This window comes from Lentzea terrae (genome assembly GCF_003265345.1).
GTDB lineage: Bacteria > Actinomycetota > Actinomycetes > Mycobacteriales > Pseudonocardiaceae > Lentzea > Lentzea terrae.
In genome coordinates this window covers 18,867-35,553 of the sequence record NZ_QFWW01000035.1, presented here as the reverse complement: position 1 = coordinate 35,553, position 16,687 = coordinate 18,867, and the positions used below count along the sequence as shown (strand labels likewise).

13 protein-coding genes are annotated in these 16,687 nt (G+C 67.4%); 6 read left to right on the top strand and 7 right to left on the bottom strand.

The features are described from left to right. The first annotated feature begins 5 nt into the window (after window positions 1-5). The 4 genes from nuoL to DI276_RS43020 are packed head-to-tail and all read left to right on the top strand — an operon-like array spanning window position 6 to window position 6,105. Window positions 6-1,940, top strand: coding sequence for an NADH-quinone oxidoreductase subunit L (nuoL, locus tag DI276_RS43035; protein WP_198681262.1), 1,935 nt, complete (start codon window positions 6-8; stop codon window positions 1,938-1,940). Next, the gene (locus DI276_RS43030) at window positions 1,937-3,505 is read left to right on the top strand and encodes an NADH-quinone oxidoreductase subunit M (protein WP_112274942.1); all 1,569 of its coding nucleotides are present in this window, start codon (window positions 1,937-1,939) and stop codon (window positions 3,503-3,505) included. The genes nuoL and DI276_RS43030 overlap by 4 nt, the downstream gene beginning before the upstream one ends. A 1-nt stretch (window position 3,506) precedes the next feature. After that, a complete protein-coding gene (gene nuoN, locus DI276_RS43025; RefSeq protein WP_112274940.1) occupies window positions 3,507-5,084 on the top strand; it encodes an NADH-quinone oxidoreductase subunit NuoN in 1,578 nt (525 codons plus the stop codon). Window positions 5,085-5,139: 55 nt separating this feature from the next. Beyond that, window positions 5,140-6,105 carry a polyprenyl synthetase family protein gene (locus DI276_RS43020; protein ID WP_232837338.1) on the top strand — a complete coding sequence of 322 codons (966 nt, stop codon included), beginning with the start codon at window positions 5,140-5,142 and terminating at the stop codon, window positions 6,103-6,105. A gap of 6 nt (window positions 6,106-6,111) precedes the next feature. On the opposite strand, the gene rarD is transcribed toward DI276_RS43020, so the two are convergent. Further along, window positions 6,112-7,035, bottom strand: coding sequence for an EamA family transporter RarD (gene rarD, locus DI276_RS43015; RefSeq protein WP_112274936.1), 924 nt, complete (start codon window positions 7,033-7,035; stop codon window positions 6,112-6,114). A gap of 145 nt (window positions 7,036-7,180) precedes the next feature. Between rarD and DI276_RS43010 the strand changes: the two genes are divergently transcribed. Then, a complete protein-coding gene (locus tag DI276_RS43010) occupies window positions 7,181-9,181 on the top strand; it encodes a sunset domain-containing protein (RefSeq protein WP_112274934.1) in 2,001 nt (666 codons plus the stop codon). A 61-nt stretch (window positions 9,182-9,242) separates the two neighbouring features. On the opposite strand, the gene DI276_RS43005 is transcribed toward DI276_RS43010, so the two are convergent. The 4 genes from DI276_RS43005 to DI276_RS42990 form a co-directional block, all read right to left on the bottom strand. Further along, window positions 9,243-10,292, bottom strand: coding sequence for a 2-oxoacid:ferredoxin oxidoreductase subunit beta (locus DI276_RS43005; protein ID WP_112274932.1), 1,050 nt, complete (start codon window positions 10,290-10,292; stop codon window positions 9,243-9,245). Further along, window positions 10,289-12,127, bottom strand: a complete 1,839-nt coding sequence (locus DI276_RS43000) for a 2-oxoacid:acceptor oxidoreductase subunit alpha (RefSeq protein ID WP_112274930.1) — start codon at window positions 12,125-12,127, stop codon at window positions 10,289-10,291. Before DI276_RS43000 ends, DI276_RS43005 begins: the two co-directional genes overlap by 4 nt. Window positions 12,128-12,338: 211 nt before the next feature. Next, window positions 12,339-13,079, bottom strand: a complete 741-nt coding sequence (locus DI276_RS42995; RefSeq protein WP_112274928.1) for an enoyl-CoA hydratase — start codon at window positions 13,077-13,079, stop codon at window positions 12,339-12,341. Window positions 13,080-13,089: 10 nt separating this feature from the next. After that, complete coding sequence (locus DI276_RS42990) at window positions 13,090-13,530, bottom strand: Lrp/AsnC family transcriptional regulator (RefSeq protein ID WP_089948968.1); 441 nt, start codon at window positions 13,528-13,530, stop codon at window positions 13,090-13,092. A gap of 147 nt (window positions 13,531-13,677) precedes the next feature. Here DI276_RS42990 and ddaH point away from each other — a divergent pair, with 147 nt between their 5' ends. Then, a complete protein-coding gene (ddaH, locus tag DI276_RS42985) occupies window positions 13,678-14,490 on the top strand; it encodes a dimethylargininase (RefSeq protein ID WP_232837337.1) in 813 nt (270 codons plus the stop codon). Between the two features lie 299 nt (window positions 14,491-14,789). Here the strand turns inward: ddaH and DI276_RS42980 are convergent, their stop codons facing one another. Both DI276_RS42980 and DI276_RS42975 read right to left on the bottom strand, forming a co-directional pair. Then, entirely contained in the window at window positions 14,790-15,080 is a 291-nt protein-coding gene (locus tag DI276_RS42980) for a hypothetical protein (RefSeq protein ID WP_112274924.1), read from the bottom strand. 82 nt (window positions 15,081-15,162) lie between these two features. Beyond that, window positions 15,163-16,530 (bottom strand): tyrosine-type recombinase/integrase, encoded by a 1,368-nt coding sequence (locus tag DI276_RS42975; RefSeq protein ID WP_112274921.1) that lies wholly within the window; start codon window positions 16,528-16,530, stop codon window positions 15,163-15,165. Window positions 16,531-16,687 lie beyond the last annotated feature (157 nt).

Below are 16,687 nucleotides of genomic sequence, written 5' to 3'. Positions count from 1 at the left end.
CACCGGTGACGGAACCTGTTGCCGCCAGCGGGCTGGCTAGTCTCGCCTGGCTTCTGTTGGCGCTGCCCGCGTTCGGCGCGGTGGTGCTGCTGGTCGGTGGCAAGCGCGCCGACAAGTGGGGTCATCTGCTCGGCTGCGCCACCATCCTCGGCGCGTTCGGCTACGGACTCGCGCTGTTCTTCTCGACGCTCGGCCTGTCGCCGGAAGAGCGGGTGCAGAACCTGCACCTGTTCAACTGGCTCGACGTCAACGCGCTGACCGTCGAGTTCGGACTGCGGCTCGACCCGCTGTCGCTCACGTTCGTGCTGCTGATCACCGGTGTGGGCTCGCTGATCCACATCTACTCGATCGGCTACATGGCACACGAGGAAGGCAGGCGGAAGTTCTTCGCCTACCTCAACCTCTTCGTGTCGGCGATGCTCCTGCTGGTGCTGGGCAACGGTTTCGTGACCCTGTACTTCGGCTGGGAGGGCGTCGGTCTCGCCTCGTACCTGCTGATCGGCTGGTACCAGTACAAGCCTGAGGCGGCGTCGGCGGCCAAGAAGGCCTTCCTGATGAACCGCGTCGGTGACCTCGGTCTGGCCATCGCGATCTTCATGATGTTCAACCGGCTCGGGACCACGCAGTACACCGAGGTCTTCAGCCGGGTCAGCGAGTTCTCGTCCGCCGAGGTCCTCGCGATCACGCTGCTGCTGCTCCTGGGTGCCTGCGGCAAGTCCGGTCAGTTCCCGCTGCAGGCCTGGTTGCCGGACGCCATGGCGGGTCCGACCCCGGTGTCCGCCCTGATCCACGCGGCAACGATGGTGACCGCGGGTGTGTACCTGATCGCCCGCTCGAACCCGCTCTACGACCTCACCGCCGACGGCCGCCTGGTCGTGATGATCATCGGTGCGGTCACGCTGCTGATCGGTTGCATCATCGGTTGCGCCTACGACGACTTCAAGAAAGTCCTGGCGTACTCCACGGTCTCGCAGATCGGCTACATGATCCTCGCGGTGGGCCTCGGCCCGGTGGGTTACGCGCTCGGCATCATGCACCTGCTCACGCACGGCTTCTTCAAGGCAGGGCTCTTCCTCGGTGCCGGTTCGGTCATGCACGGCATGAACGACGAGGGCAACATCCGGCGGATGGGCGGCCTGGCGAAGTTCCTGCCGATCACGTTCGTCACCTGGACGCTCGGCTACCTCGCGCTGATCGGCATCCCGCCGTTCGCCGGCTACTTCTCGAAGGACGCCATCATCGCGGCGGCGTTCACCGGCGAAGGCTGGCGCCCGTGGGTCTTCGGCGGCGTCGCGCTGCTCGGTGCCGCGCTGACCGCGTTCTACATGACGCGCCTGCTGATCCTCGTCTTCCTGGGCAAGCCCCGCTGGAAGGAGCTGAAGTCCGAGGACGGCCGCGACTACCACCCGCACGAGTCCCCGCTCTCGATGACCGTCCCGATGATCATCCTGGCGGTCGGCTCGATCGGCGGCGGCTGGTTCCTCTCCTCCGGCGGACGTCTCGCCGGCTGGCTGGAGCCGTCGCTGGGCGAGCTGAAGGAAGAGCACGGCGTCATCTCGCACGGCATGGTCGGGATCCTGACCGTCGTGCTCGCGGTGGTCGGTGCTGGACTCGCGTTCCTGCTCTTCGCTCGCGGCAAGCAGCCGGTCGAGGCGCCGGCGCGGGTGGCGTGGCCGGTGCGCGCGGCTCGTGCGGACCTCTACGGCAACGCACTGAACGAGGCCCTCTTCGCGCGGCCGGGCACCTGGCTCACCCGCGCGCTGGTGTTCCTCGACCTGAAGGGCGTCGACGGTCTGGTCAACGGCACCGCGGCGCTGCTCGGCGGTAGCTCCGGCCGGTTGCGCAGGCTGCAGACCGGGTTCGTCCGCTCCTACGCACTGTCCATGCTGCTGGGCTCGATCTTCGTGCTCGGGGCGCTCCTGGTGGTGAGGTTCTCGTGAGCTGGGTTCTGATCGCACTGCTGGTCGTGCCGCTGGTCGGCGCGCTGGTGGTGGCGTTCCTGCGCAAGGACGACACGAAGGTCAAGCTCGTCGCACTGGCGTTCTCGCTCGTCGAGCTGGTGCTCGCCGGAATGCTGTGGTTCGCCTACGACCCGGACGGCGACCGCATCCAGCTCAAGTCCGCGGTGGACTGGATCCCGGCGTTCGGCGTGCAGCTGTCGTTCGGCATCGACGGCATCGCACTGGTGATGATCGCGGTCATCGCACTGCTGATCCCGCTGGTGATCGGTGCCGGCTGGACGGAGAAGCTGCCCGCCGGCCGTTCCCAGGGCGGCTACCTCGCGCTGATCCTGGTGCAGACCTCGGTGACGGTCGCGGTGTTCGCGGCCACCGACGTCTTCCTGTTCTACGTGCTGTTCGAGGTCATGCTGATCCCGATGTACTTCCTGATCGGCGGCTACGGCGGCGCGCGCAGGCAGTACGCGGCGGTCAAGTTCTTCCTGTACTCGTTCCTCGGTGGCCTGATCATGCTGGCCTCCGCGATCGGCGCCTACGCGATGGCGTCGGACGAGCTGGGCAAGGGCACGTTCGACTGGGCGACGCTGGTGACGGTCGTGCGCGACGCCGACCCGACGACGCAGACCTGGCTGTTCCTCGGCTTCTTCCTGGCGTTCGCGATCAAGGCGCCGCTCGTGCCGTTCCACACCTGGCTGCCCGACGCGGCGGCCGAGGCGCCCATCGGCGTCACGGTGATCGTCGTCGGCATCCTGGACAAGGTCGGCACGTTCGGCATGCTGCGCTACCTGCTGCCGATGTTCCCGACGGCGTCGAAGAACCTGGCGCCGTACATTCTTGTGCTCGCGGTGGCCGGTGTCCTTTACGGATCGCTGCTCGCCACGGGCCAGCGGGACATGAAGCGGTTCCTCGCGTACGTCTCGATCGCGCACTTCGGCTTCATCGCGCTCGGCATCTTCGCGTTCACGTCGCAGGCCGGCGTGGGCTCGGTGTCGTACATGCTCAACCACTCGATCTCGACCGGCATGCTGATCCTGGTGATCGGCATGGTGATCGCGCGCGGTGGTTCGTCGCAGATCTCCGACTACGGCGGCATGTCGAAGGTGGCGCCGCTGCTCGCCGGCATGCTGCTGATCTCCGGTCTGACCACGCTGTCGCTGCCGGGCACGAACTCGTTCGTCTCCGAGTTCCTGGTGCTGATCGGCTCGTTCCCGACGCAGCCGGTCGCGACGATTCTCGCGACGGTCGGCATGGTGCTCGCGGCGCTCTACGTGCTGTGGCTCTACCAGCGGATGATGACCGGCCCGCTGCGCGGCGACGCCCTCGTGGCGGCTGCCGCTGGTCCGGGCGCTGTCGGCGACCCGGAGAAGAAGACGTCCATCGGCGACCTCAACAAGCGCGAGATCGCAGTGCTGGCGCCGCTCGTTGTCATCGTGCTGGCACTCGGGTTCTACCCGCAGCCGGTGCTCGACGTCATCACCCCGACTGTCGGGGCGACGCTGACCGAGGTCGGCGTGACCGACCCGGTCTCCGTGCAGGAAGGCAAGTGACGTGAACCTTCTCGTCGCTCAGGCGCAGCAGATCGAGGCGCCGGAGATCGATTACGGCGCCATCGCGCCGGTGCTCGTCGTGCTCGGCGCGGCGTGCATCAGCGTGCTGCTGGAAGCGTTGCTGCCCAAGTACCAGCGGTGGGCCGTGCAGCTCGTGCTGTCCCTCGTCACGCTGGTCGGGGCCACCGGCGCGTTGATCCTCTACGCGCAGTCGGACCGTCCCGCCCAGGGTGTGGCGACGCTGGCGGGGGCGATCGCCGTCGACTCGCCCGCGCTCTTCCTGTGGGGCACGTTGCTGGTGCTGGCGTTCGGCTCGGTGTTGCTGATCGCCGACCGCTCGGTGGAGCCGGGTGGGGTGTTCGTGGCCCAGGCCGCGATCCGTCCCGGCACCATCCAGGACCGCGCGCAGGCGACGAAGACCGGCATGCAGACCGAGGTCTTCCCGCTCACGCTGTTCGCGCTCGGCGGCATGATGACGTTCGTCGCGTCGAACGACCTGCTGACGATGTTCATCGCGCTGGAAGTCCTGTCGCTGCCGCTGTACCTGCTGTGCGGCCTGGCTCGCCGCCGTCGCCTGCTCTCGCAGGAAGCGGCCGTGAAGTACTTCCTGCTCGGCGCGTTCGCCTCCGCGTTCTTCCTGTACGGCGTGGCTCTGCTGTACGGCTACGCGGGCTCGGTGAAGCTCTCGGCCATCGCGTCGGCCGCGGCCGGCACGGACCGCTCGGACACGCTGCTGTTCGCGGGCTTCGGCCTGCTGGTGGTGGGTCTGCTGTTCAAGGCGGCGGTCGGCCCGTTCCACGCCTGGACCCCGGACGTGTACCAGGGCGCGCCGACGCCGGTGACGGCGTTCATGGCCGCGTGCACCAAGGTGGCCGCGTTCGGCGGCATCCTGCGCGTGCTCACGGTGGCGTTCGAGAACACGCAGTGGGAGTGGCGCGGCGTCCTGTGGGGCGTGGCGGTCGTGTCGATGGTGATCGGCGCGGTGCTCGGTCTCACGCAGACCGACGTGAAGCGCATGATCGCGTACTCGTCCGTGGCGCACGCGGGCTTCCTGCTGATCGGCTCGATCGCGCTGACCCCGGAGGGCACGGCTCCCGGTGTGAGCGCGACGCTGTTCTACCTGCTGGCGTACGGCTTCACCACGATCGCCGCGTTCGGCATCGTGTCGCTGGTCCGCAACTCGGACGGCGAGGCGACGCACCTGTCGCAGTGGGCGGGTCTCGCGAAGCGGTCGCCGATCGTGGCGGGCGTCTTCACGTTCCTGCTGCTGGCGCTGGCCGGCATTCCGCTGACGTCCGGCTTCATCGGCAAGTTCGTCGTGTTCAGCGCGGCGATCGAGTCGGGCCTGACGCCGCTCGTGGTGATCGCTCTGGTGGCCTCGGCCGTTGCGGCGTTCTTCTACCTGCGGGTGATCGTGCTGATGTACTTCAGCGACCCGGCGCCGGACGGTCCGACCGTCAGCGTGCCCGGTGCGTTCACCACGATCGCGATCACGTTGGGTGCCGTCGTGACCCTGGTGCTCGGGTTGTGGCCCACGTTCGTGCTCGATTGGGCGGGTACCGGCACCTTCCTCAGCTAGGTGTACGTAGTCTGCTGGTGTGACCAGTAGCGAGCATGAGGGACCGGGGTTCGCGTTGGTGGACCCCGTGCTCACCGAGGTAGTCCAGGACGGTCTGGCCGAGGTGGAGCGCATCCTGCGCGACGTCGTGCAGAGCGAGTTCCACCCGGTGACGGAAACCTCGCTTCACCTTGTGGAGGCGGGCGGAAAGCGGATCCGCCCGCTCTTCACACTGCTCGCCTCCCAGTTCGGCACCGACTGGGACCGCGAGAAGGTCATCAAGGCGGCCACTGTGGTCGAGCTCACACACCTCGCCACGCTGTACCACGACGACGTCATGGACGAGGCGACCATGCGGCGCGGCGCGGTCTCCGCGAACGCCAAGTGGGACAACAGCATCGCGATCCTGACGGGTGACTTCCTGTTCGCCCACGCGTCACGGCTGACCGCCGACCTGGGGACGGACGCGGCGCGGATCATCGCGGAGACGTTCTCGGTCCTGGTGACCGGCCAGATGCGCGAGACCGTCGGCCCGCAGCCCGGTGAGGACCCGATCTCCCACTACCTCAAGGTGATCGAGGAGAAGACCGGCGTGCTGATCGCCACCGCGGCGCGGTTCGGCGGCATGTTCTCCGACGCCACCGACGAGCAGACCGACGCATTGCGCCGGTACGCCGAGGTGATCGGTGCGGCGTTCCAGATCTCCGACGACGTCATCGACATCGCCTCGCCGTCGGTCGAGTCCGGCAAGACGCCGGGCACCGACCTGCGCGAGGGCGTGAAGACGCTGCCGATGCTCTACGCGCTGGCGGACTCCTCCGAGACGCGGCTCGCCGAGCTGCTGGCGGGGCCGATCAGCGACGACGAGCTGGTGGACGAGGCTCTTGGGCTGCTGCGCAAGTCCTCCGGCATGGACAAGGCGCGCGAAACCCTCGACGACTACGCGGACCGGGCCCGCACGGAGCTGGGCAAGCTGCCTGAATGCGCAGCGCGGGATGCGTTGGAGGAGCTCGCCACCTACGTCGTGGCGCGTTCGCACTGACGGGGCCTACTCGACCGGCGCGAGCAGCTGCTTGCGCCGGTTCCGCACCGCGTCGACGGTGAAGATCGCCAGGGCCAGCCACACCAGCGCGAACCCGATCCACCTGCTGGGCGGCATGGGTTCGTGCACGACGAACACGCCCCAGATGAACTGCAGGACCGGTGCGAGGTACTGCAGCATGCCCATCGTGGTCAGCGGAATCCGTTGCGCGCCGGCACCGAACAGCAGCAACGGGATCACCGTGACGATGCCGGTGCTGAGGATCATCAACGTGTGGCCGATGCCTTCGGTGGTGAAGGTGTTCGCGCTGCCGAGCACGACGAGGTAGATCACCGCGATCGGGGCGATGACCGCGCTCTCCGCGGTGAGGCTGGAGATGGCGTCCAGCGGCACCTTCTTCTTGAGCAGCCCGTAGATGCCGAACGAGCAGGCCAGGATCAGCGAGATCAGCGGCAGCCTGCCGTAGTCGACGGTGAGCACGATCACAGCCACGACGACCACGCCGATCGCGACGGCCTGAACGAGACGCAATCGTTCCTTGAGGAAGATCATGCCGAGTCCCACGCTCACCAGCGGCGTGATGAAGTAGCCGAGTGCCGACTCGACCACGTGCTGGCTGTTCACGGCGTAGATGTAGGTGCCCCAGTTCACCGTGATCAAGACCGCCGCGGCGGTAACGATGAGCCAGCCTTTTCCTGATAACTCAAGGAAAGGACGCCACCGGCGGAGCAGCACGACGGCGATGGCGAGCGTCACGAACGACCAGACGATCCGGTGTGCGAGCACCTCGACCGGCTGGGCGGGCACGAGGAGTGGCCAGTACGCCGGGAACAGGCCCCAAAGGACGTAGGCGAGTGCGCCGTACGTGACGCCTCGCCCCTGGGTGTGAACTTCTGGCGAACTGAGGGAAGAAGTCGTCAGGGGCGGCACAAAATGCCACTCTACGCTGGCGTTTCCTCCGGATATTTGCGCCGAACGGCGTAGTGACGGAGCATCATCGAAGGCACTGTAGTTTGGCCATGCTCACCCTTCCGAGTGAGTAGGGACCGAGTGTGGTCGTAGAAGGGGCTTACCCGTGAATGTCTTCGGGCAGGTCTGGCTGTGGAGTCTGCTGTCGTTCGTCGCGGGAGTGGGTCTCACCTGGCTGGTGATGGTCCGACCCGCACGCAAGCAGGTCGCCGACCTCGAAGATCAACTTCTCGACGCACGCCGGTCGGCCCCGCCCATTGCGACGGTGGCCCGCGACGACGACTTCGAGGTCGACGAGTGGGACGACGCTCCGCCGCGGTCGTTGAGCGCCGACGTGTTGTCGCCTCCCACGCCTGCGCCGATGCTCGCGCTGCCTGCTCCAGCGCCGTACGTGGAGCCTCCTGCCTACTTCGGTGAGCCCGTCGCACCCGCGACCGAGGAACCCGTTGCTGAAGAGCCTGAGGCCGAAGAAGAGCCTGAGGTTCAGGAGCCGGTCACGCCGGTCCGCCAGTACATGGAGGCGGACGAGGCCCAGCGCCGGTTCGAGGAGCAGCTGGCCGAGCAGAGGGCGCTCGCCGACGACGAGGACGAGGACGATCGCCCGCGTTCCCTGTTCGAGCGTCTCTCCCCGGAGGACGTGCCGGAGGAGACTCCGGCCGAGATGACCACGGTCCTGCCGCGGTCCGGGCTGAGTGCCGCCGACTTCGACGACGAGCCGGAGCTCCCCGCGGAGCAGACGTCGTTCATGCCGACCGTGGCCGAGCCGACCGCCGAGGTCGCGCCGCCCTCGCACGAGCCGACCGCGCCCGCCGAGGTCGACGAGCACGTCGAGGACTTCATCTACCAGCCCCGCGAGGTCTGGGCCGAGCAGGAGCAGGAGGCGTTCCTCGACGAGGCCGCCGAGCAGGAGGACGAGCCCGCCCGGTTCGAGCGGCAGGAACCCGAGCTCACCCAGTCCGAGCAGACGACGTTCATCGCGGTCGAGGAGAGCTCCTGGCCGGCCAGCGACCTGACCGGCGAGTACCCCGGCCTGCGCGACGAGATCTCCGGCCAGCTGGACGGGTTCGTCGAGCCGGAGGCGCCCGCCGAGCAGACCATGGTCGAACCGCTCGACCTGGACGCGCCGCACGTCCGCAACGGCGTCTTCGAGACGACGCTGGCCGAGGAGCCCGGCTTCACCGAGCCCGAACCCGAGCAGGAACCCGCGCACGCCCGGCGCGAACCGCTCGAGCCCGAGGTTTTCAAGCCGGCCGAGCCCGAGGTGCACGAGGAGCCGGTCGGTCGCGCCCAGCCGGTTGGGTACGTCCAGCCCTTCAGTGCGCCCGGTGCACCGGCCCCCGCGCCGTTCTCGGCGTTCGGTGCCCCGCCGGAGACCGAGCTGGAGAGCACCGGCCGTCAGCCCCGCGCCGTCGCTGCCGCGTTCGACCACGCCGTGGAAGCGCCACCGGCTCCGGCCGCGCCCATGGCCGACCACCCGCGCTCGCTCTTCGAACCGCTGCTCGACGCGGACGAGCCGTTGCCGGCGCTCGGCCAGACCCGCCAGCTCCCGGACACGACCAACGACCAGCCGTTCGTGCCGAAGTTCGTGCCGAGCGACGAGCCCCTGCTCGCCGCACCGCCAGAGCCGGAGCCCGAGCCCGTCGAGGTCGACCTGCCGCAGCGGGTGACCGAGGCCGGCCTGCCGATCCGCGAGGCCCGCCGCACCACCCAGCAGCGCCAGCAGAGCTTCTCCGCGTTCGCGGCCTTCGAGCAGCCGAAGCAGGAGGCCCCACCGGCCCCTGCCGCCGCGCTGCCGGCCCGCCCACGCCCGGTCGGCTTCTCACCGTCCACGGGAGGCCGCCCCAACGGCACCGCCGCCGCTGCTGCACCTGGATCGTCGCGCTTCCAGCAGCCGGAGGGCTTCAACCCGCGCTCGCCGTTCGGTCCGGGCTCGGTGCTGCCCAAGTCGGACGGTCTGGCGCCGGCCGCGGACTTCGCGGTGAAGGCGACCCTGACCGGTCGTCGTTACTACACCGAGGGATCCGCGAACTTCGTCGAGACCCGCGCCGACGTGTGGTTCCGGACCGAGGCCGACGCTGAGAAGGCGGGCTTCCGACCGGCTCCCTGATCCTTGGGATGTGAAAAGGCCCGCCAGCAGCGCGCTGGCGGGCCTTTCGCGTTGTTCCGGGTCAGCCGACCACGGTCCAGGTGTCCTTGCCGTGCAACAGCTTGCTGAGGTCGGCGGCCTTCGTGGCCTTGGCCTCGTTGACCTGCGCCCGCGCGCTGTCGTCGTACGTCGGCCTGTCCGCCCTCCGGAACACACCGGTGACGGTGTGCGTGAGGTCCTGCGTCGACAGCCGCGAGAGCGCGAACGACAGGTTCAGGTCCGACGCGTCGTGAATCACGATGTCGCTCGCGTCCACGTCGGCGGACTTGGCGACCGCGAGCCCGAAGCCCTCGCGGATCACGCAGTACTCGCCCTCACGGCCGAAGCGGATCGGCTCGCCGTCGACGACGTTGATGATCCGCCGCTGTGCCTCGTCCGCGTCCTTCAGCACGTCGAACGCGCCGTCGTTGAAGATCGGGCAGTTCTGGTAGATCTCGACGAGCGCCGAACCGCGGTGCTCGGCCGCCTGACGCAGCACCGAGGTCAGACCGGCCTTGTCCGAGTCGAGCGCCCGGCCGACGAACGAGGCTTCCGCGCCCAGTGCCAGCGACACCGGGTTGAACGGGTGGTCCAGCGACCCGAGCGGGGTCGACTTGGTGACCTTGCCTTCCTCGGAGGTCGGCGAGTACTGGCCCTTGGTCAGGCCGTAGATCCGGTTGTTGAACAGCAGGATCTTGAGGTTCACGTTGCGCCGCAACGTGTGGATCAGGTGGTTGCCGCCGATCGACAGCGCGTCACCGTCACCGGTCACCACCCACACGCTCAGGTCCGGCCGGGCCACGGCGAGACCCGTGGCGATGGCCGGCGCACGACCGTGGATGGAGTGCATGCCGTAGGTGTTCATGTAGTACGGGAAGCGGGACGAGCACCCGATGCCCGAGACGAACACGATGTTCTCGCGCTTGAGGCCCAGCGACGGCAGGAACGACTGCATGGTGTTGAGCACGATGTAGTCGCCACAGCCGGGGCACCAGCGGACTTCCTGGTCGGACTTGTAGTCCCTGGCCGTCTGCTTCTCGTCAGTCGTGGGAACTCCGGTCAATCCCGGAATTCCGAGGTCGATCGCTGTCACGCCGACACCCCCTTGATCACGTCAGCGAGCACGTCCTGCAGCTCCTCCGCCTTGAAGGGCAGGCCCTGCACCTTGGTGTACGAGACGGCGTCCACCAGATACTTCGCCCTCAACAGCAACGCCAGCTGGCCCAGGTTCATTTCCGGCACGATCACCTTGTCGTACTTCTTCAGCACTTCGCCCAGGTTCTTCGGGAACGGGTTGAGGTGCCGAAGGTGCGCGTGGGCGACCGGCATACCGAGCTTGCGAACCCGGCGCGCGGCCGCACCGATCGGGCCGTAGGACGAACCCCAGCCCACGACCAGGACCTTCGCCTCGCCGCTCGGGTCGTCGACCTCGACGTCCGGGACCTCGATGCCGTCGATCTTCGCCTGGCGCAGGCGGACCATCCGGTCGTGGTTCTCCGGGTCGTAGGAGATGTTGCCGGTGATGTCCTGCTTCTCCAGACCGCCGATGCGGTGCTGCAGACCAGGAGTACCGGGCACCGCCCACGGACGCGCCAGCGTCTCCGGGTCACGCGAGTACGGCTGGAAGTTCTCCGGGTCGGTCGCGAACTCGACTTGGAGATCGGGCAGCGAGTCGACGTCGGGGATCAGCCACGGCTCGGAACCGTTCGCGACCGCGCCGTCGGAGAGGAACAGCACCGGCGTGCGGTACTTCAAAGCGATCCTGGCGGCGTCCACCACGGCGTCGAAGCAGTCCGACGGCGACTGCGGCGCGACGATCGGCACCGGCGACTCGCCGTTGCGGCCGAACATCGCCTGCAGCAGGTCGGCCTGCTCGGTCTTCGTCGGCAGACCGGTGGACGGGCCACCGCGCTGCACGTCGATGACCAGCAGCGGCAGTTCGGTCATCACCGCGAGGCCGATGGTCTCCGACTTCAGCGCGATGCCGGGACCCGACGTCGACGTGACGCCGAGCGCACCGCCGTAGGACGCGCCGAGGGCGATGCCGATGCCCGCGATCTCGTCCTCGGCCTGCACCGTGGTGATGTCGAAGTTCTTGTGCTTGCTCAGCTCGTGCAGGATGTCCGACGCCGGCGTGATCGGGTACGTGCCGAGCACGACGGGCAGCTTCGAGCGCTGCGCCGCCGCGACGATGCCGTACGCCGTCGCCGTGTTGCCGGTGATCTGGCGGTAGGTGCCGACGTTCAGCTTCGCGGGCGCCACCTCGTACGTGACCGCGAAGGCTTCCGTGGTCTCGCCGTAGTTCCAGCCGGCGCGGAAGGCCAGCACGTTGGCCTCGGCGATGTCGGGCTTCTTCGCGAACTTCTCGCGCAGGAACCGTTCGGTGCCTTCGGTCGGCCGGTGGTACATCCACGAGAGCAGGCCCAGCGCGAACATGTTCTTCGCGCGCTCGGCGTCCTTCTTGCCGAGCCCGGTCTCCTCCAGCGCGCCGATGGTCAGCGTCGCCATGGCGACCTTGTGCACCTGGAACTTGTCGAGCGACTCGTCCTCGAGCGGGTTCGAGTCGTACCCGACCTTCGTCAGGTTGCGCTTGGTGAACTCGTCGGTGTTGACGATGAGGATGCCGCCGTCCGGCAGGTCGACGACGTTCGCCTTGAGGGCAGCCGGGTTCATCGCCACGAGCACGTCCGGCCGGTCGCCCGGCGTCAGGATGTCGTAGTCGGCGAAGTGGAGCTGGAACGACGAGACGCCGGGGAGAGTGCCCTGGGGCGCACGGATCTCGGCGGGGAAGTTGGGCTGCGTGGCGAGGTCGTTGCCGAACGCCGCCGCTTCGGACGTGAACCGGTCTCCGGTGAGCTGCATGCCGTCACCGGAGTCGCCGGCGAAGCGGATCACGACGCGATCCAGCTTGCGGGTCTCAGTGCTCATTCCTACGCCGATACCTCTCTCCAAGGGTGGCTGTGCCCCACCTCGAGGGTAGTCGCCAGGACCGCGTGCCAGACGGGCCGCGTACCACTAGGCGAGACGAACTGTCCCATCTGCCGCACCGGGTCCTTAACTAAACGGTAAGCACAGCACTACCAGCGGATACCCGAATGCGGCACACGTCACCCTCGATACCTGTTACCCAAGGTAACACCTACCTACCGCTGATCCGAGCCTTCATCGCGGCAAGCCTGGCAGCGAACTCTGGAGTGTCGATCGAAGCGACCTGTGGCCGCAGCTCGGTCTCGACCGCTTCCGCGTGGTCGTGCATTTCATCGGTCGCCCGCATCGTGGCCTTGATGGTCCGCACGAGTGCTGCGGGTGCCTCGGCAGACGCCTTGGCCAGCTCTTTTGCCACTGCCAGTGGGTCTTCGGCCGTTGCGTAGACAAGTCCGGTGCTGAGCGCTTGGTCCGCGTCCAAGATCTGCCCGAACAGCGTCATGGCCGTCGCGGTCTGCCGGTTGGTGATCCTCTGCAACATCCACGTCATGCCGCCGCCGGGGTGGATGCCGAGCTGCAGGAACCGCGCGTCGAACCGCGCTTTCGGCCCAGCGATCCTCAGGTCCGCCGCGAGCGCGAGGTTGAGCCCGGCACCCACCGCAGCTCCGTTGACCGCCGCGATCGTGGGGATAGTGGCGTTGGCCACGGCGAGGAACCCGCGATAGATGTTCCTGAGGCCCTCGTCCTTGGAGTTGCCGAGCTGTGTGAGGTCCGCACCCGCGCAGAACGCGGGCGGCGCACCCGTGACGATCAGCGCGTTGGCTTCCTGCTCTGCTTCCGCGACCTTGTCCGCGAGCTGGTTCGAAAGATCGATCGTCAGCGCGTTGCGCCGCTCCGGATCGTTGATCGTGATCACGGCGATGGAGTTGTTGAGCTCCAGCAGAACCTCAGCCATGGCGCGGAGCCTAGGGTGCCGGCGGCCGGTCCAGCAGCCGGGACAGCACCACGGTCGACACGGTCCGGTCGATGATCTCGACGGCCCGCAGCCGTTCCAGCGCAGTCTCCAGGTGGTGGATGTCCGCGGCCCTGAGGTGCACGATCGCGTCCGCCGCCCCCGACACCGTGTAAGCCGCACTGACCTCGGCCATCGGCTCCAACCGGTGCTGGATGTCGTGCGGCGCCACGTTCCCCTTGCAGTGCACCTCCACGAACGCCTCGGTGCCCCACCCGAGCGCCTCCGGATCCACCACCGCCGTGAACCCTCTGAGCACCCCGTTGTCCAGCAGTTTGTCCACCCGCCGCTTCACCGCGGGCGCACTCAACCCCACCTCTTTGCCGATCTCCGCGTAGCTGGATCGCGCGTTGGCCATCAGGCACGAAATGATTCGCTGGTCGATGCTGTCCACACGCAACATTCTGCCCTAGTTAACGCAATGTCGCGGCGTTGATCGATGGTCTGGCCGACCTTTACATTTCGATCCATGACCGTATCCATCTCCGGGCCCGGCGAGCCGATCACGCTCGACATCGCCGCACCCCTAGCGCCGACGCGCATGCCGACGACCCGTCGGTACCTCATGTGCCCGCCGACGTACTTCACGGTGGAGTACGCCATCAACCCGTGGATGGATCCGACTACGCCCACCAGCACCGCGCTGGCAGTGGAGCAGTGGACCGCGCTGAAGGAAACCTACGAACGCCTCGGCCACGAGGTTCAGGTGATCGACCCGGTGCCCGGCCTGCCCGACATGGTCTTCTCGGCCAACAGCGGCACGGTCATCGACGGCCGAGTCCTGGGCTCCCGCTTCCGCGCCGCGCAACGCTCCGCCGAAGCCGACCACTTCCGCCGCTGGTTCCTGACCGCCGGCTACAAGTCCGTGGTCATGCCCACCGCCGTGAACGAGGCCGAGGGCGACTTCACCTGGACCGGCTCGTTGCTGTTGGCCGGCACGGGCTTCCGCACGGACCCTCATGCTCATGGTGAGGCGCAGGAAGTCCTCGGCGTCCCGGTCGTCTCCCTGCAACTGGTGGACCCGCGCTTCTACCACCTCGACGTGGCGCTGTTCATGCTCGACGACCAGTCCCCGTCACCCCTGGTCGCCTACTACCCGGAAGCCTTCTCCCCAGGCTCGCAGCAGGTTCTTCGCCGTCTGTTCCCGGACGCGGTGATCGCCAACGACGACGACGCCGTCTGCCTGGGCCTGAACGCGGTGTCCGACGGCAAGCACGTCGTGATGCCGCTGGAGGCCACCCACCTGGCCGAGCAGGTGGCACGGCGCGGCTTCGAGCCCGTGCTGGTGGACATCTCGGAGCTCCGCAAGTCGGGCGGCGGCCCGAAGTGCTGCACGATGGAACTCCGGGGCTGATCGGTCACTCTTTGTAGTTCTGACTCTGCGCTGGTCGAGGGCTCAAAACGCGTCCTCACCAGCGCAGATCTGTTTCCAGAGTGGAACACCGTCTGTCACTGACCGGCGCTGAACGACGGGCGTTGTCACGCTCCACGGGACAATCACGGGACAGAAAAGGCCCCCGGCGATGATCGCCAGCGGCCTTCTGACCTGCACGAACACTCTACCTCTTACTTGTCCAACGTCCCGTCGATCTTGTCGTTGGACCTGTCTCGCTGACCGTGCAATCTCCGGAAGCTGGTGCAGACCGGGTGCGGTCAGTCACCGAGGAACCACAGATACAGGTGAATCCCGCGCTCGACGACATGACACAACTCCCGCGCCTGCGCGACCCAATCGCCATCACAGGCAGCGGGGAGCCGGTCGAGTTCCGCCAGCAGCAGCGGTATCTGCCGCTCGTTGAACATAGCGTCCCCGTACGGGATCAGAGCCGAGAGCATCGGGAAGCTCGCCGAGTCCAGGTTGGCGAAGTCGGCCGTCCATTCCACGCCAGCCTTGGCGCGAGCCACGACGTTCCCGCTGACACCGCGCACCGCCATATTGATCACCTGGCGAGATTATCCGCGGCGCAGTTGTCGCGTGGCCAGTTGCACATAACGGGCTCTCTGAGCTGCGCGAACGCCCAACGTCTTACTTGTCCAACGTCCCGTCGATCTTGTCGTTGGACCTGTCCCGCTGCCCGTCTAGAACCTTCGCGTACACCTTCAACAGGACGTCGACGGTGTGGCCCGCCCGCTCCGCGACCTCAGCCGCAGGAACGCCTGCCGTGAGCCAGGTCGAGACGGCTGCATGTCGCAGGTCGTACGGGTCTTTGCCGAGCGGTGAGCGGTACTGCTCAGGACTCAGGCCCAGCTTGCGCGCCCGGTCCCACGCATCCGTGTAGACCGTGGCGTTGATCGGTCCGCCGCTGATCGTTCCACGGAACAGCCGTCCGTCATCGGTGACCCCGAACCGCTCGACGTGCGCACGGAGGATCTTCACCAGCTGCGGTGGGATCGGGACTCTGCGGATCGAGCCCTCTGCACGCCGCTTGAGGTTTCGAACCTCCCAGGTCTCGCCCGAGTCGGTGTAGCGAGCGTTTGCGCGTGACGCGGACTTCTCCAACAACAGCTCGCCCCAGCCGGAGTCAGGCAGCTTGCAGTCCTGTTCGCGTAGGCGGTTGACCTCGGCCGGCCGCATCGCGCCGTAGTACATGGTCGCGAAGAAGGCGTACAGGTAGTCGTACTGACCGGTGGTCGTGCCCGCGTAGGTCAGAGCGGCGAGCACCTGACGAGCTTGCTTGGGGTTGAGCACGACGCGGGGGTCAACCTCGCTGTTGCCACGTTCCACGGCGACCTTCGTTCGGGGGATGGGGTTGGTGTCGAGCGCTTCGGTGTCGATGCCGAAGTCCAGAACGTGATGTAGGACGCCTCGCCGGGTGCGGGTGGTCCAGGACGCGGCTGTCTTCCCGCCGAGGTTCCGGGACAAGGCCTGCAACAGCTTCTCGGCCTCGATCTTGTCCGACAGCTCGCGCGCCGGACGCGATACCCGCTCGATCCACCGCGCGGCCTTCTCCTCTTCGGGAGACAGCTCACGCTCTCGCCGGTTGGCTGGAAGCAGGCAGGTCGTGAGGACCCGCCGAAGCAGCTTCTCGTCAGGAGCCGACTTGTCCGGCAGGACGTAGGCCGCGACGGCGACGGCCATCGTGTCGACATGACGCCGACGAGTGTTTGGCGCCGAGGTCTGCCAGTGGTGATCGATGTACGCCTGGACCAGGACGAGCAGCGACTTCGCGTTGCGCTCCCGGTACTCCGACTCAGGCAGGCCGGAAGCGACGTCGAACGGCTCACCACGGCGAGCAGCCTGCATCAGGTCCGAGCGCCGGTTGTCTGCCTGCGTCTTGAGGGTGAACCACTCGGAGTGCTCTTGACCTTCGGTGACCCACCAGACGCCATAAGGCCGCCGTCGCGTCTTCTTGTGCTGAATGGCCCAGAACCGGACCTTGAACGTCGGCTTCATGCGGCCTCACTCCTCCGCTCACCGAGCCAGGCCCGGTAGTCCGACATCGCGATGCGGAGGGACCGTTGGGCAGTTGGAAAGCCACAGGGGCCTTGCCGAGCTGCCGCCACCGGTAGAACGTGTCCGGGCTGATCTTCAGCAGCTTGCAGACCACGGC

Bases quoted from the DNA above. Each gene is read 5' to 3' on its own strand.
- DI276_RS42995 (WP_112274928.1), bottom strand. From the start codon at position 13,079: ATGGCTGAGGTTCTGCTGGAGCTCAACAACTCCATCGCCGTGATCACG.
- DI276_RS42975 (WP_112274921.1), bottom strand. From the start codon at position 16,530: ATGAAGCCGACGTTCAAGGTCCGGTTCTGGGCCATTCAGCACAAGAAG.
- ddaH (WP_232837337.1), top strand. From the start codon at position 13,678: ATGCCGACGACCCGTCGGTACCTCATGTGCCCGCCGACGTACTTCACG.
- DI276_RS43000 (WP_112274930.1), bottom strand. From the start codon at position 12,127: ATGAGCACTGAGACCCGCAAGCTGGATCGCGTCGTGATCCGCTTCGCC.